Genomic DNA, 16402 nt, shown 5'->3' on the forward strand with positions numbered 1-16402 from the left:
GTATTTGAAAGGTTCTCCGAGGCCGGGGGCATGCTCTTCCACAGCATCCCCCCCTTCCGTCTGCCGAAAGACGTGGTGAGAAAGCAGGTGAAGGCCCTGGAGAAGATGGGGATCGTCTTCAAGACGGGCGTAGAGGTGGGCAAAGATATCACCATGGCACAACTGACGAAAACCTTCGACACCATCTTTGTCGCGGGAGGGACCTGGAAGGCCCTGAAACTGGGCGTGCCGGGAGAGGACGGGGAGGGCGTCACCTACGCCCTCGATTACTTGAGGGTGATTAACTCGGGGAAGAAGGTAGATCTGGGCGCCCGGGTGATCGTCGTAGGCGGAGGCAGCGTGGCCGTGGATGCGGCACGGACCGCGAAACGGTCGGGGGCCGAGGAAGTGCGCCTCGTCTGCCTCGAATGCAGGGACCTTTCGTCGAAGGACAGGATGCTTGCCCTCGATAACGAAATCTTAGAGGCCGAGGAAGAAGGCATCATTATCCACGACTCTCTCGGAGTCAAAGAGATCGCACTGAAAGACGGCAAGGTAACGGGCCTCAATACGGTCAACTGTCTCTCGGTCCGGGAGCCGGACGGCTCGTTCAATCCCACACTGGATATGACCTGCACTGCCCTTGACCTCAGGGCCGACCATGTTATCGTCGCCATAGGCCAGGCCGTGGACCCCTCCCTGGTTCCCCAGGGCCTTTCCTTTTCGCCCCGGGGCACCGTCCACGTAGACGAATCAGGGGAGACGGGCCAGGCGGGAATCTATGGGGGCGGCGACATGGTGGCCGGGGCGGCGACCGTGATACAGGCTGTCGCATCTGCCAGGGATGGGGTCCGCTCCATGGAGCTGAAGCTCGGGACCGCGAAGGCAAGGCTGAAAGAGGCGGGGGCGGGCTTCAGTGACACCCGTCTCCGGGAGATCCCGCGGGCATACCTCGAAGAGCTGCCCGTCTCGATGCGGCAGAACAGGATCGACGTGGAGGATATGCCGGGACTCGGCAGTCGCGCCATAGAACAGGAGGCGGGCCGGTGTGTAAATTGCGGCTGTCTTGCCGTGGGTCCCTCCGATGTGGCGGTTGCCCTCGTTGCCCTGGACGCCCGCATCGTTACTACGAAGAAGAGCATGGCGGCCCGGGCATTCTTTAGCGCGAGTGCCACGAGCTCCACGGTTCTCGATAAAGACGAGCTGATAAAGGAGATACGGATTCCCAAGCCCGGGGCCGGCGTACGTCAGGTCTATGAGAAATTTACCCTGCGAAAACCGATTGATTTCGCCATCGTGAGCGTGGCGGCGGTCGTGACATTGAAAGACGGGGTCTGCGAAGACGCACGCATCGTGCTCGGCTCCGTGGCGCCGGAGCCCCTGAGGGCGAGGGCAGCAGAAAGCTATCTAAAAGGACGCAAGGTGGACGAGGCTTCGGCGGGGAAAGCGGCCGAGCTTGCCCTTGAAGGCGTACGGCCCCTCGCGATGAATCCTTATAAGATAGAGATCGCCCGGTCGCTGGTGAAAAAGGCCGTAATGGCCTGACCCACGATTGAGAAGCCCTTCCCGTTTCCTGACCGGGGACGGGGAAGGTTACGTGAAGGCAAATACGTGAGAGGGGAGTTTTCCCGGATTTTGTGGTTGCCGGGCAGATAGCCCGTGGGATGGGGAAAGGGGATATCGCTCCTTCGGCAAGGAGAGAAAAATAGAGGATTTAATTAGCTACTCCCGTTTTTTCTGAAGAGAGGGCGCGGCGGATGGCTTCGGCCAGTTCTGATTTCTTTACCGGCTTCAGGAGATAATCCTTTATACCGATCGCGAGCACGTCCTCCTGAGTGACTGTCTCGCTATGACCGGTGCAGAGGATGATGGGGATGTCTTTCCTCAGGGCAAAGAGTTTTTCTGCCAGCTCCATTCCCGTCATGAGGGGCATGGTCTGGTCGGTGATGACGAGATCGAAGGCTGAAGGATCGCCCGAAAAGATCTTCAGGGCCTGCATACTGTCGGTGGACGAAGTCACCTCATAGCCGAGCCGGGCGAGCACGGCTTCTCCCCATTCGATGATCAACTCCTCGTCGTCCACGAGAAGGATCCTTTCGCTTCCCTCAGGGCTGGGTATGGGGCTCACGGGCTCGGGCTCGATCTCCGGTCTTACTTTGGGAAGGAAGACGCGGAAAATCGAGCCGACCCCTGGCTCGCTCTCCACGCTCACCGCACCGCGGAGGTCCTTCACGATCCCGTATACTACGGCGAGCCCCATACCCGTGCCCTTGCCCACCTCTCTCGTGGTGTAGAAAGGCTCGAAGATTCTTTTCATAATATCGGGGGTCATACCGGTGCCCGTGTCCTTTACCGAAAGCTGAAGGTATTCTCCCGTCAGCACATCGGCGTCCAGAGGCGCGCTGTCCGGCAATAATTCGATATCGTTGAGAGAGATTTCGAGGCTCCCGCCCTTTGCCTGCATGGCGAGGGCCGCATTGGTGCTCAGGTTCATGAGGATCTGCTGGATCTCTCCGGGCGAAGCGACCACCGAATCGGCGGTAGTTGAAGTCCTGTAGGCAATCTCGATTGTGGAGGGGATGGAGGCCCTCAAGAGGTGGATCGTCTCCTGAATAATGGGCCCTAAGGATATGAGGCTCCTGCTCGTGTCCGATTTCCGGGAAAAGGCGAGGATCTGCCGCACCAGGTCCCGTCCCCTGTGGGCTGCTTTCAGCACGTGGCTCAAGGCCCGTTCCACATCAGGGCGGTCCCCCGAATCATCAGACGCGATCTCCGTAAAGCCGATGATGGCCGCGAGAATATTGTTGAAGTCATGGGCGATCCCGCCGGCGAGAGTGCCGATAGCCTCCATCTTATGGGCCTGGCGGAGCTGTTCTTCGACCCGCTTGCGCTCTTCCGACTCCTCGTGGAGGGCCTCGTAGGCATGGCTCAGCTCGAAGGTCCGTTCCTGCACCCTTTTTTCGAGGTCTTCATGGGCCTCTTTGAGCGCATCCTCCGCCTCGAATTTCGCCAGGGCCACCGCGAGATAGCCGGCCAGTCTCTCCCAAAAGCCGATCTGTTCAGGGGTAAATTTACCCCTTTGCGAATCATTCACCTGGAGAAGCCCCTTGGTTTCATCAGCGATCTTAATGGCGATCAGGGCGACCGATTCATATCCTTCGGTATTGCAGTGGTGGCGTATCGTCGCCGAGTCGCTGCCGGACCCCGTCAAATTCCGCACTTCGGTCGTTGAATTTGTCCAGAAGCTCCCGGCAGGGGAAAAGAATGGTTGCGACTGATCGAATCTCCCTTCGATCACCCTCCCGCACATGCATTCCATGACGGGACGGTCGTCATCGCCACAGAGGGGCTCCCCTTGGTGGGCCAACCCCACAAGGCTGTCTTCTTTGGCGAGGAATGACGCGGGAAAGCCATGGGCCTCATAATAGGGATAGTCGTCACCCCGGCGGAGCCTTATCGCTACCGCCTCGCACCCCGAATAATCCTGGAAGAACCGGATGGCGCTGCTCATGAGGTCCCGTTTGTCGGCACTCTCATTGATGAGGCGGAGAAATGCTACTGCCTTCTCCCGCTCTTCCTGGGCCTGGCGTCGCTCCGTAATATCGTGGATCACGGAAAAGAGCAAGGATTTCCCCTGGGCTTCGATGGGCGTTGAATAGGCATCCACCCAGCGGATGGTCCCGTCGGCAATACGGTGGGGGAAGATGAAATGGTCCCTCTCTCCCTTAAACGTCTTTTGCCGCTCTCCGGCCACCTCGACAGGCGAAAGCTGATTGATCTCCTGGATATGGAGTGCCTTCAGCTCATCGCGGGAATAGCCGTAAAATTCGGAAGCCGCCAAGTTGGCATCCACGATGAGACCCGTGTGGGGCTCGATGAGGAGCATGATAGCCTTATGGCGCTCGAACATGCTCCGGAAACGTTCCTCGCTTTCCTGCAGAGAGCTTAGGAGTGAATCGTTACGGACCAGCAGCTTCGCGAGCTTGATGTTGCTGTAGCTCAATTGGGAGAGGATCTGGGCGAGCTTCATGAGAAAGGACATGGCGCCGTCCACTGTTACGCGGGAAAGCCGCGGTACCGCTTCGAGGGCTCTTATATACTCTTCTTCCGGAAAACCGTAATGTTTGGCCTGAGATCTGAATACCTCGTAATCGGGAACCTCGTCTTCAAAGAAAAATTGGCCCAGAAAGGCGTTGCCCACATGCTGACCGCCTATTACAATAGGGGTCGCCATATCCCACATATGGTTCTCGCACTTATAGAGTTTCGCTTCTCCCAGGGCGACGCCTTCGGAAAGCCGTAAATCGCTCTCCAGGCAGTGAGCGTAGCTCTCCGGGTTCACCCGGTGAAATCTGGTGCAGATCTCCTGCCAACCCTTACCCACGATCACGTTGCCCTTCATGTCGATGATGGCCATCGCAATTCCTGCGAGGCTGTGGTAATCCTCCATAAGGGCATCGATAGCCTCATAATCGATGACATCGGAGAGCTCCAGGTCGCCGAGGTCTTCGTCCGGCTCGAGGATACTCTTCAGTTTCAGCCTGACCCGTTCCTCGCTCGCCCGTAACGCCTCCTCCGCCGACTTCCTTTGCGAAATGTCACGTGCATAGATCCGTGCCACCCCGAGGTCCGGGACAAGCTGAACGGTCTCGTCGAAGGCCCTGCCGTCAAAATAGACCTCCCGCGCGAGGGTGAGGGCGGTCGATCTATCCCAATCCCTCAGAATAGAGGCCATATCAAGGGGCAACAGGGGCCGGTAGTCTCCCCCCATTCCCGAGTCTTTGAGGAGCGATTCTGCAGCCGGATTCAGGTATACGGCTTCCCCGGCTATATCGAGCTCTATTATGGGATTCGGGTTGAGACCGGGGAACGACGCGAGGTGCCGGGTGCGGGCTTCCACCTTCCTTAGCTCGGTGATATCCGTATAGGTGACCACCACTCCCTCGATGCGGTTTCCCGCGGTCCTGTAAGGGAGGGTGGTGCGGACATACCGGGCCCCTTTTATCGCCAGCTCCCTTTTTACCGGGGTGAGGCTGTCGAGGACGGAGCGGGCGTCGGAAAGGAGGTCGGGGCCGAGATTCTCCTGGGACATATCGTGAATCAGGCGTCCCGTATCCCCGGGGATAAGAGTGGTGAGTCGCGCCATTGCGGGCGTGAACCGCTTGAGCCTCATCTGCTGGTCGAGAAAAATGGTTGGGATGCTCGTGCTCGTGAGAAAATTAGTGAGATCGTTGTTGGTCTCTTCCTGTTCCTCGATCTTCGTCTGGAGCTGCTGGTTGACGGTGGTCAGCTCCTCGTTGAGAGATTGAAGCTCTTCCCTTGAAGTTTCCAGCTCCTCGTTCGCCGCCTGCAGCTCTTCATTGGACGAGTTGAGCTCTTCATTCAGGCTCCGCAGCTGTTCAATATAGCTTTGGAGAGAATCCCTGGTGGAGGAAAGCTCATTCTCGAGCTGGTGCACCGCAGTCTCTTCGACCGTCCGGCAGTCGAGGGGGAGAGCTTCCATCTCATGGAGCGGAGCCCCTTTATCCCTAAAGGTGATGAGGAATACGGTCTCACGCACCCTTGAGATGCGGAGGGTGACTATTTTTGGTCGCTCCCTGTCGTCAGGGATGGACATGCGGATAGTGACCGGCTTTCCCTCATGGCTTGCCCGGTAAATCCCGCCCCGAAGCCTGTTCCTGACCCTTTCCGGGACGAGCTCCATGAGATTGCGGGTAGGCTCTCCCCTCGGCTGTCGCAGGTAACGGCTTGTGGGTCCGTTATGATAGAGTATGTCATAATTCTGGTTGATGGCTACTGCAATGGGGGCATGCTCCTCAATCAGGGTATCCTGGATTGCCTGGGTAATCGATTGCCGGTGGTCCTCGGACGGCTTATGCCTCAAGGGCGCTATGGCGCGCTCGGAGGCATAGGGCACGGAGAGAGACAACCTTGGGCTGCGCCTTTCATCGGTCTTCCGGTAGATGCGGCATTTCTTGTGGGCAAGGGAGACGAAAAGGCTGCTGTTCCTTCCGGGGGACTCCGCATTTCCGAGAAACAGAAAACCGTCCTTCTTCAGGGCATAATGGAAAAGAACGAGGCACTTCTCCTGGGCCTCCGGCTCAAGGTAGATAAGGAGATTGCGGCAGATGACGAGGTCGAGACGGGAGAAAGGGGGATCGCTCAGAAGGTCCTGCTTGGCAAAAACCACCATCTGCCGGATATCTTTATTTACGATGAGTGAAAGCTTATCGCTCGAAGAGGTGAAAAATTTTGAAATATATTCGGGCTGAACATCTGCGGTAACGGTAACGGGGTACACGCCGTCCCGTGCCCGCTCCAGGGCGCGCTCGTTGAGGTCCGTGGCGAAGACCTGGACCTCCCGGCCCTTTCCAACGAGGTCAAGCTCATGGCGGAGCAACATGGCGACCGAATAGGCCTCCTCACCCGTTGCGCACGCAGGGGTCCACACTCTTATGGGCGTGGACTCTTCCTGGGCAACAAACTTCCTCGTCACTTCGAGATGGAGCGCCTTCCATGCGAGACGGTCGCGGAAAAAGGACGTGACCCCGATCATGAGGTCCGACGCAACCTGGTCCGCCTCCGGAGAAGTTCGTTCGAGATATTCGAGATATGCATCGATCGAGGTGATGGCGTGGAGGTACATCCGCCTCCTGATCCTGCGAACCACCACGTTTCTCTTATAATGAGTGAAGCGACACCCGGTCCGCTCATAGACGAGCCGGAAGAGGGTCTCGAAATGACCGGTGGTCATAAGGTTTTCCGCCGGGAGGTGGACCATGCCGGATCTGTGGAATTTAAGTATTTCTCCCACCATCTCCTCAGGTGAGAAGACACCGTCCATTTGAGCGGTGTTGATCGCGGCAAGGGGCATATCGGGGTATTGGGCGGTGGCCGGGTCCTGGACGAAGACAGTGCCCCCCGCCTTGCGCAGCGTTCGTATCCCCCGGGCGCCGTCCGTGCCGCCCCCTGAGAAGATGGCGGCAATGGTGCGCTCGGGTATGGAGTGGGCGAGAGAACTGAGAAATTCGTCGATGGGGAGGTGCTGATGAGGCTTTGAGCGGGTCGCCACCCGTCCGATATTCTCTTCTATCCTTACTTCCAATGCGGGAGGACAGAGAAAGAGCACACCCGGTACAATTTTTATGCCCTCGACCAGCTCTTCTATTCTGAATCTTTTCACCCTGTTGCGAAGGAGTTCGGGCAAGAGGTTTTTATGTTTCGAAGAGAGGTGCTGCATGAAGATGAGGGCAAAATCGAAATCCTCCGGGAGGGCGGACAGAAACCTCTCGAAGGCGATGAGGCCCCCTGCCGAGGCGCCTATGACGACAACGGGGAAGGCATGAGAACTATGGTGAGCTGTCTCTGTCATAACCTAAACGATCCTCCGGCACAGCCCAAAATATTCGGGAGTACTACTGCGAGGAACTGCTTAAGACCATTGGGCGGGGCCGCTCGGGCAGAAGGCCTCAACGCCGTAAAGCGACACGACCATTACGATTTCTCCACGCTCAATGTTTTGTACAAAGTCTATACAGGCAACGCCGGGTTGTCAATAGGGGCAAATGCAGTTGGAAGGGGCTCACGTCGCCCCCTCCAATAGCAAAGCTATCGGAGCCTCCCCCCGTTTAAGGCGCTGCTTAAGGCGCCTGCTTTTGGCTACTGTTGGCCTCGCTCGCGGTGCGCGCTACATGACGCGGGACCGATCCATTGCAACCGGCATGGGGATTTCCGCGTGCCACTCTCAAGTTATTTCAGGCGAGGGGAGGACCGGACTTCCTTACGTCACTTTCCCCTGCCGCCCAGGTTCACCCGCACCTCGGGCCTGGCCGGGTCGTTTGAGATAATATTCAATCTGCCCGTGCGGGACCCCCTCGCGGAAGGGCTGAACGTGACGTTCACGGTACAGACTTCCTGGCATGCGACGGTGGAGCAGTTATTCGTCTGGCTGAATGAATCACCTGTTATGGATATGGGGCCTACAATGATGTCGATGCCCGCATAGAGAGGGATACCCATGTTGCCATATGGCTCACATCGGTTCGTGATCCGGACCTCCCTAGTGAGGGAGCCGCCCGTCTGTACCGCGCCGAAAGAGAGGGAGGAAGGGGTAACGGCAATCCGTGGGGCACGATAAAAAAGGGCGACCACCACATGGGGCATGTCGACTCTCACGGTGCAGGTATTTCCCGACGTCGAGGTGCATCCGCGCCACCCGTCGAAGGCGGACCCGGGCCTAGCCTCGGCGGTGAGGACGACCTCCGCGCCGACCGGATAGGTGCCCGTGCACGTGGCGCCCCTGCATGTGAGCCCCGTCGCGCTCACGGTACCCTTGCCGCTCCTGAACATCCTGGCGGTGATAGTGTATTCGGTGGGGGACAGGGCGCTGTCTATCTTGGTGATAAATGCGCTGCCTTGTCCCCGCAGCATTTTCTGATATGCCCCTTCCGTCGTGGGGAACGTGGAGGAGCTGGTTTCACCGGCGGCGAACAAATTTCCCGACGGATCGAAGGCAATGGAATTGAGTGAAGTACTCGTCGAATACCAGGACGGAAGCCAGAAGGAGCCCAGGAGGGTGGAAAGGGTCCCGTTCAATTTGAAGATGAAGTTGCCTCCGTAACCACCCGGCCCGGCCTCAGGGAATACTTGGGTCGGATTATAAGAAAAAGTTGCATTCCCTGCTACATACACATCTCCTCCGGGATTGAGGGTCATGGCGTAAAGCCGCTGATACCAGCCGCCTTCGAGATAGGTGGAGGCCACGAGCGTCGTGAGGTCGCCGTTCAATTTCGAGACAAAGCCGTTCTGCTCTCCCGTGAGGGTGCGCAGGTACGCCCCTTCCGTGGTAGGGAAATCGGTGGAGGCTGTTCCCCCCGCCACATAGACGTTTCCCGACGCATCGAGGGCGATCGCCTCTCCCCTCTCCGAGCCGCCTCCCGCAGCAGAGCCCCCGAGATAGGTGGACGCAAGCAGCGCGGTGAGGCCGGAGTTAAGCCTGGAGATAAAGGCCTCCTCCCCGCCGTGACCCGTTGGCAGATACGCCCCTGCCGTGACGGGGAAATCAGGGGAATCGGTGATGCCCGTTACATAGGCGTTTCCCGACGGATCGAGGACGAGGGATGCGGCATAGTCCTGGCCGGCGCCCCCGAGATAGGTGGATGCAAGGAGCGTGGAAAGGGAGCTGTCGAGCTTCGATATGAAGGCATCGCTCTCGCCTTTGAGGGTCCGGCTATACGCCCCTTCCGTGGTCGGAAAATCGGAGGACGCGGTGATTCCGCTCACGCAGATTTCCTCCGAAGCGCTGACGGCGACGGAGGATGCCGAATTGTCGCCTGTCCCCCCGAGGTACGTAGAGGCAGTGAGCGACATGAGCGACGCATCGAACTTCGAGATAAAGGTGTCCCTCATGTCGTCGGAGCTATGTTTTATACGGCTGTATGCCCCCGGCGTAGTGGGGAAGTTCCTGGAAGCGGTCCATCCGGACGCGTATACATTTCCCGATGCATCGAGGGCGACCGCGACGGCTTCGTCTTCCGAGGACCCTCCGAAATAGGTGGATGCGAGAAGGGCGGTGAGGGAGCCGTCGAGTTTTGCGATGAATGCATCCCCCGCGCCTCTGCGCGATTTCTGGAAGGAATGCCTCTTCACCGGGATAGACCCCCACACTGTTCCCGTGACATAGACATTGCCGGAGATGTCGGTGACCATGCCCGATACGGCAGTAGTGGCCCCGAAAAAGGTGGAAGCGAGATAGGGATCTATTACGAGGGGTTTCTCCCGGTCATATGGGCCCACTGCAAAGCCGTAGGAGTTGGGTGCGGTCAGGGCGTAGGCTACCACGACCCCCTGCCTCTTTCCCGCGACCTCCTGAAAAGCCACGGGCTTCGAGAAAAAGAAGGAGCCTTCCCCTGTGGTCACTTCCAGCTCGCCCGATTCCGTAAGGTTCATCCTTTCTATGTGGGAGAGCTTCATGGAAAAAGACGGGGAGGCGCCGGGACTCACGGTAAAGAGTTTCTCCACGTTGTCGCCGTGGGCCTTGAGGGAGAGGGTGACCCCTTTTTGGATCTCTCCCAGGGCAATAGACTCGTAGGCAGTGATATGGCCCTTCCACCGGGAAGGATCGTTGCCGAGGAAGGAACCGATTTTTGTCGATGAGGGGTCGACGCCTCTCGGGCAGGACGGAACCGTGCCTTCCCGCACCGCCTCCTCGGTGATGGCGGAGCCGGCGCCGAAGGCATATTGTATGACGCCGTCGCGGCCGACAAATACCGTACCCGCGAAAGTCCTCGCATAAAAAGAAACCCCCTTGTCTACCTGCCCTTCGTTGGCGATAAAGGGGACCGAGAGGGACCGCAGCCCGGCCTTTACCTGATGGGGCGAGATCTCTTTGGCATGGGCCGAAAACGGGATGAGGAGAAAACAGGTAAGGCTGAGGATTGCACGAGCAGGGGATCTTTTCACGATGGTCTCCTTCCGGATATCGGATTTCAATGTGTGTTGCCCGGGGGACGTTTGAGGGTCGTATTTATCTGTTTTTATGGGATAATTCTGTCACTACAAGGCAATATTGTCAAGAAAATTTTCCCTTCATCCTTCAAAGGCCGCAGAGGACCCGGTCGAACGCCTGGAGACCCGGAGAGGATCGGTATCGCCCATGGATGGATGAGGCCCGATGGAAACAGCACGCGCCGGGAATTCCCTGGAGGCGCTGATAACGACAGAGGCGAAGGCTTAAAGCCTTCGCCTCTGTCGTGGTTACCTGCTGAATGTACTGTTCGTCTTGTCTTCTCTGCCTTCTACCTTGCCACGGGTATCGTTATTACCGTGCTTGTGGTGCCCGCATGGCCTGCCGCGTCGGTGCAGCGGGCGTAGTATGTGTAGTTTACGCCGCACGAGAGGCTGAGGGGTACGGAGTGGGTGGTGCCGCCGGTGGTAGGGAAGGTATATTTCATGGAGGAATAGCTTGCATCGGTTGCATTCAGCTTACATGTTGCCGCCTTGTCAGTTTGGATGGACATGGTGATATTCCGCGGATTGCTGCTGCACGCCTGGGTTCCGGTCGGGGAGACGTTGGAGATGACCGGAGGCGTGGTGCTGACCGTACCGGTGGAGGCAACGGGGATCGCGACCGTGGTGCTCGATGCGCTTGCATTGCCCGATGCGTCGGCGCATCTGACATAGTATGAATAGGTGGTGCCGCAGGAGAGGCTGAGAGGCACGGAGTGGGTGGTGCCGCCGGTGGTGGGGAAGGTATATTTCATGGAGGAATAGCTTGCATCGGTTGCATTCAGCTTACAGGTTGCCGCCTTGTCGGTTTGAACGGACATGGTGATGCTCCGCGGATTGCTGCTGCACGCCTGGGTCCCGGTAGGGGAGACGTTCGATATTACGGGTGCGGTGGTGCTGCCGGACGAGCTGACGTTCACGCTCGCGGTTAATGGAGTCGATGCATTGCCTGCCGCATCTTTCGCCCAGGCATACGCGGTTTGGGCTCCGGTCGCGGGAAAGGTGTAGCTCCCGGGGGCGGAGCCGGACCAGGTGCAGGATGATGAGTTGTTTGCGCCGGTGATGCAGTAACCCGTCACTGCGACGTTGTCCGTTGCCCTGAAGGCGCTGACGGGCACGGTACGGGATGTGGAAGTGGCCGGCATACCAAAAGCCGTGACCGTGGGGCGCGTGGTGTCTGAAGTACCGCCGCCGCCTCCGCCGCCGCCTCCGCCGCTTACCGGCCCGATGTAGGTGCCCGCGGTTATCGCGAGGTCATCGTAGTCGATGGCCGCGCATGGGCTGTTGGCTGCCGTGGTGATGTTGGAGCCGAACTGGACATTTCGAAAGCCCGAGTCGAAGGCAGGAACGGTAGCACTGATGATGAGCACCTCATCCACCCACATCTGGATGGAGCCGGACTTGGTGGCGTGAAGCTCGTAAAGATGCCATTTACCGTCTCCGGGGTTGATAAAGTTTGAAACCGACCCGGAAAGGTTGTTGTTCTGCCCGCCGCTATAGGTGGCGACCACATAGGTATTTCCATTGTACATGGGTGTGGGGATGACATAGTTGCCCACCGCGGTGGACACGTATACATCCTTGTGATGGCCCACGTCCGACCATCTAAAGCCTGCCTGGTACCGCTCGTACCAGCGGATGTTGACGCTCGTCGGATCGGGAAGGGTTACGCTGAAGCCGTTGGTTGCCTCGGTCTGATTGGTGCTCGTAACCCCGGACCCCACGTATTGGCGGATTCCCACGCCGCCGGAACCGTTATCGCTGTTATTCGCAGCCGCGGATACCTGGGCATAAGTGCCGCATGCCGAGTAATCGCTTGCCACCGTAAACTCGGTGCATCCCGCGCTTGTGATGCTTTCCGATGAGCCGTTGTATGTCCATGGGCTACAATTCAGACGATTGGACCAGGGCAGGCTGATGTTGCCCGCGTGGCATGCACCGGTAATTACCAGGCTCATGATGATACCCCATACGAATGATGTACTCAACTTCATCTTATCCACCTCTTCTTGAATTTTGCGAAACCTGAACCGTACCTCACCTCCATTGCTCATTTGCCTCCTGTCTTATCGAGTCCCCTTGGAACAGCGTCCCGTAGGACCCTGCCAAGGGCGCAAGTCCAGCGGGAAAGTCTGCGCGGGAGAACCCCCGGTTCACCTCAGCGAGGCTTTGAATTGCCTGTCATCGAGGTTTTTATTTTGTACAAAGGTTAAAGCAAACTATGTGCCAGAAAAGGAAAGGTCCGGGGTGTATTGCATGAAACAGGGGAGATTTGCTTTACCGGCGGCCTTTTCGCCCCATGAGGCGGACGGGCTTACGCAGCATCGCGCCGGTCAGGTATGAAGGCTTTCCACCTACACTTGACAATATGAGTGACTGCTTTTTCCTGCACTACGAGACTGTCATGGACGATAATCACCAGGCTCCGTGGTTTTTGCCCCTTATTCTGATGCAAACTTTCAGTAAATCCCGTGCAACTGTCAGAGGAATGGGCGCGCTTCGCAGTTCGTGCCCGATGTGGTATTCGTGACCCTATGAATTGCATGAGCCCCCTCACAGATGTCGGGTCGGTGCACCATATACTGAAGAATATCGCCATCCGGGCGGTGTATCGGGTAGGCGGAGGGAGGGCTAAACCATCTCTTCAACCCCCTTCGCTCACTCCTCTTTTTTTCATTTCAAAGTGCCATTTCCATAGCTGGTAAATAGGTGGGTAGACGAGCAGCTCGAGGAGGAAGGAGGTGAATATCCCTCCGATCATGGGCGCGGCGATCCGTTTCATCACGTCTGCCCCGGCCCCGAAAGACCACATGATGGGGATGAGGCCGATAAACGTGGTGGCCACGGTCATGAATTTCGGCCTCAATCTTCGGGCCGCGCCGTAGCGGATGGCAGCCTGCAGATCGGCAAGGGTCCGGAGGCGGCCCTCGTTGCGGGCCTGATTGTACGCCAGATCGAGGTAGAGGAACATAAATACCCCTGTTTCCGCATCGACCCCCAGAAGGGCGATCAGACCTACCCATACGCCGATACTCATATTGTAGCCGAGGAGGTGGAGAAACCAGAAGGCGCCGATGGCAGAGAAGGGGACGGAGAGGAGGATGATGGAGGTCTTTGCCAGGGAGCGGGTATTGAGCCATAAGAGGATGACGATCAAAAGGAGCGTTACGGGCACGACCGTGGTCAGCCGTTCCCGGGCCCTCTCCATTCCCTCATACTGGCCGCTCCACAATACCGCGTACCCCGGAGGCAGTTGTACCTTTTCCCTGATCGTCCGCATTGCCTCGTCCATATACCTGCCCGGATCTTTCCCGGCAATATCGATGTAGACGTACCCGGTGAGAAGGCCGTCCTCATTCCTGATCATGGATGGACCGGAGGCGGCGCGGATATCTGCGAGCTGGGAAAGGGGGATCTGCCGCTGACCCCCTGACGTAGCGACCAGGACGCGGCTCAGGGAGCCGAGGTCCTGTCTGAAATCCCTCATGTATCGCACATTCACGGGATACCGTTCGCGGCCTTCGATGGTGGTGGTCACATTTTCGCCGCCTATCGCCCTCGATACGGCGTTTTGGGCCTCCTCGACGCTGAGGCCGTACCGGGCCAGCTCATCCCTTCGCCACTCGAAATCGAGGAAGTTGCCGCTTCCGGTGCGTTCCGCGAAGACGCTCCGGGTCCCCTTGACCCCGGGCAGCAGGGCTTCGATCTCAGTCCCGATCTCTTCGATTCTGTTGAGGTCTCTTCCGGAGATCTTGAGGCCCACCGCAGTCCGTATTCCGGTGCTCAACATCTCGATCCGTCCTTTTATGGGCATGGTCCAGCCGTTGGCGAGGCCCGGGATTTCGAGGGCATCATTCATTTTTCGGATCAGCTCGTCCTGGGAGATGTGGTCCGGTGTAATATGTCTGAAGACCCGTGCGGCCCAGGCGGGGGCCCATGAGGAATACCATGTTTCGGTCCGGCGCCACTCGTCCTTGGGCCTGAGCACGATCATCGTCTCGAGCATGGACAAAGGGGCGGGATCGGTTGACGTGTCGGCCCTGCCCGCCTTTCCAAGCACCCGGTCCACCTCGGGAAATTGCCCGATGATCCGGTCCGTGACCTGGAGTAGGCGTTGGGCCTCTCCGATGGAAATACCGGGCATGGTGGAGGGCATATAGAGGATGGACCCCTCTTCGAGAGGGGGCATGAACTCACGGCCCAGGTGGGTATAGGCGGGTATGGTGGCAAGGATCATGAGGAAGGCCGAGCCTATCACGACCCACTTCCGCCGTAATGCCCATGAGACCGCCGGCTCATAGAGGCGCATGAGGAAACGGCTCAGGCGATGGCTTTCCTCAGGGCGGATGGTGCCCACCACCGTTGCATTCACCGCCTTGCAGAGAAAGGAGGGGCGGAAGGAGAAATTCCGCATATGGGTAAAAAGGAGCCTCAATGCCGGGTCGAGAGTTACGGCAAGGACGGCGGCGACAATCATTGCGAGATTTTTCGTGTAGGCGAGGGGCCTGAAAAGACGCCCCTCCTGCCCTTCGAGGGCCAGGACGGGAAGAAAGGCGACGCCTATGACGAGGAGGGCGAAAAAGCTTGGTCGGGCGACCTGCCTGATGGCGTCGACCACCACCGTCCGATAATCCCGAAGGCGCCCCGATTGGTCCCATTGCTCGAGGCCTTTATGGGTCTGCTCCACCACCACGATGGATGCATCGACCATGGCCCCGATGGCGATGACGATACCGCCGAGAGACATGATATTGGCCGTCACCCCCAGCATGCGCAGGGGAATGAAGGAGATGAGCACGGCTACCGGGATCGTGATCATGGGGATGAGGGCGCTCGGGATGTGGCGCAGAAACAGGAGGATCACGAGGGCGACGGTGATCATGATTTCGATGAGGGTCGATTTGAGGGTATCGATCGCCCTCAATATCAGGTCCGAGCGGTCATAGACGGGCACGATCTTTACGCCCGGCGGCAACCCCGGCTCGATATCCTTTAACTTCGCCTTTACCCGACGGATCACGTCCAGGGCATTTTGTCCCTGGCGCATGACGACGATGCCTGAAACTGCTTCTCCCGTTCCGTTAAAATCGGAAGCCCCGCGCCGAAGGTCCGGGCCCGTCACGACCTGTCCGATGTCGCGCACCCGGATGGGCGTTCCGTTTTCGCTTGCCCCTACCGCAATATTCTCGAAATCTTTGACCGACCGGGCGTAGCCCCGGCCGCGTACCATATACTCGGTGCCCCCGAATTCGATCAGGCGGCCGCCTGTCTCGGCATTCCCTCCCCGGACCGCATCCACCACCCTTGAAATGGGCAGGGCATAGGCCTGGAGCCTGCCGGGATCGACGTTTACCTGGTATTGCCTGCCGAAACCCCCGAAGGTCGCCACTTCCGCCACCCCGGGCACTGACTTCAGGTAATATTTGAGATACCAGTCCTGACAAGCCCTGAGGTCGGAGAGGCTGTGGGTCCCCGATCCGTCGGTAAGCACATATTGGTAGACCCAGCCAAGGGCCGTGGCATCCGGCCCCAGTTCCGTCCTCACGCCCTGGGGAAGACCGGGAAGGACCGTGGAAAGGTACTCCTGGACCCGGCTGCGTGCCCAATAAATATCAGTCCCATCTTCGAATACGATATAGATATAGGAGTAGCCGAAATCCGAAAACCCCCTTACCGCCTTTACCCGGGGCGTGCCCAGCATGGCGGTGACAATGGGATAGGTGACCTGGTCTTCCATGATGTCGGGCCCACGGTCCCACCGTGAATAGATGATTACCTGCGTGTCGCTGAGGTCGGGTATGGCGTCGAGGGCGAGGTGCTTCATGGACCACCAGCCGGCCACGCATGCGATTGCGACCAGCGCAAGGACGATGAACTTGTTATGGGAGGAAAATTCGACGAGCCTGTTGATCATGGG

Annotated in this window: 5 protein-coding genes; 1 reads left to right on the forward strand and 4 read right to left on the reverse strand. The window is 58.4% G+C overall.

The genetic code is table 11. The annotated features are described in order from the left end of the window. A partial coding sequence (locus tag VGJ94_02265) for an FAD-dependent oxidoreductase (protein ID HEY3275418.1) occupies positions 1-1524 on the forward strand: 1524 nt, incomplete at its 5' end. Positions 1525-1693: 169 nt separating this feature from the next. Here VGJ94_02265 and VGJ94_02270 read toward each other — a convergent pair. The 4 genes from VGJ94_02270 to VGJ94_02285 form a co-directional block, all read right to left on the reverse strand. After that, a complete protein-coding gene (locus VGJ94_02270) occupies positions 1694-7351 on the reverse strand; it encodes a PocR ligand-binding domain-containing protein (GenBank protein ID HEY3275419.1) in 5658 nt (1885 codons plus the stop codon). Positions 7352-7764: 413 nt separating this feature from the next. After that, positions 7765-10440 carry an SBBP repeat-containing protein gene (locus tag VGJ94_02275; protein HEY3275420.1) on the reverse strand — a complete coding sequence of 892 codons (2676 nt, stop codon included), beginning with the start codon at positions 10438-10440 and terminating at the stop codon, positions 7765-7767. A 335-nt stretch (positions 10441-10775) separates the two neighbouring features. Next, complete coding sequence (locus VGJ94_02280; protein HEY3275421.1) at positions 10776-12479, reverse strand: hypothetical protein; 1704 nt, start codon at positions 12477-12479, stop codon at positions 10776-10778. A gap of 650 nt (positions 12480-13129) precedes the next feature. Then, positions 13130-16399 carry a CusA/CzcA family heavy metal efflux RND transporter gene (locus VGJ94_02285; protein HEY3275422.1) on the reverse strand — a complete coding sequence of 1090 codons (3270 nt, stop codon included), beginning with the start codon at positions 16397-16399 and terminating at the stop codon, positions 13130-13132. Positions 16400-16402 lie beyond the last annotated feature (3 nt).

This window comes from Syntrophorhabdaceae bacterium, from assembly GCA_036504895.1.
GTDB lineage: Bacteria > Desulfobacterota > Syntrophorhabdia > Syntrophorhabdales > Syntrophorhabdaceae > PNOM01.

Bases quoted from the DNA above. Each gene is read 5' to 3' on its own strand.
- VGJ94_02270 (HEY3275419.1), bottom strand. From the start codon at position 7,351: ATGACAGAGACAGCTCACCATAGTTCTCATGCCTTCCCCGTTGTCGTC.
- VGJ94_02280 (HEY3275421.1), bottom strand. From the start codon at position 12,479: ATGAAGTTGAGTACATCATTCGTATGGGGTATCATCATGAGCCTGGTA.
- VGJ94_02285 (HEY3275422.1), bottom strand. From the start codon at position 16,399: ATGATCAACAGGCTCGTCGAATTTTCCTCCCATAACAAGTTCATCGTC.